1 protein-coding gene is annotated in these 521 nt (G+C 64.5%); it reads right to left on the bottom strand.

Translation table 11 applies throughout. The features are described from left to right. Nucleotides 1–490: hypothetical protein (locus tag AC0IYH_RS29190; RefSeq protein ID WP_471837499.1), on the bottom strand; the 490-nt coding region annotated here is incomplete at its 3' end. Nucleotides 491–521: the final 31 nt, after the last annotated feature.

The raw sequence follows: 521 nt of genomic DNA, 5'->3' as shown, positions 1-521 counted from the left end.
CGAGGTAGACGATCGCCCGCATCAACGGTTGCGAGCGCTGCTCTCGTTTGGCGCTGATGATCGGCGGCCAGTCCTCGATCGCCTCGACCAGCTGCTTGATCTCCGCTCGCGAAAAGGTGTCGATGCTCTGCCCCGGCGAAAACTCGATTACCTGAGCTGCGGTCGTGACGACGTTGCGCGCCAGATACTCGCACCTGATCCCGTAATCGAGCATGCGTTTGAACTGACTGACGGTGTCCGCGACCGTGTTGCGGGACAGGGGTCGCCCGGTCTTAGGCGACGTCGCCTTCTGCATCGCCGACGCCAGCTCCGCCACCTGTTGCCACGTCAGCTCCGTCAGCTTGACCGCTCCCAGCGCAGCGATGATCGGCCGAGTCCGCGCGGTGACGTTGTCGCATGCGCCGCGGCCGATGATGCCCGCACGCTGGCGGCCCTCCATGTATTCGAGGTATTGCCTGCCAAGCTCGGCAACCGTGATCGTTTGAGCCAAGGCGACGTGCGTGCCAGCCTCTAGCTCCCCC

The sequence above is a fragment of the Pseudomonas sp. AC463 genome (assembly GCF_979253585.1).
The sequence above is the reverse complement of the archived record's forward strand: the minus strand, read 5'-3'. Positions and strand labels throughout refer to the sequence as shown.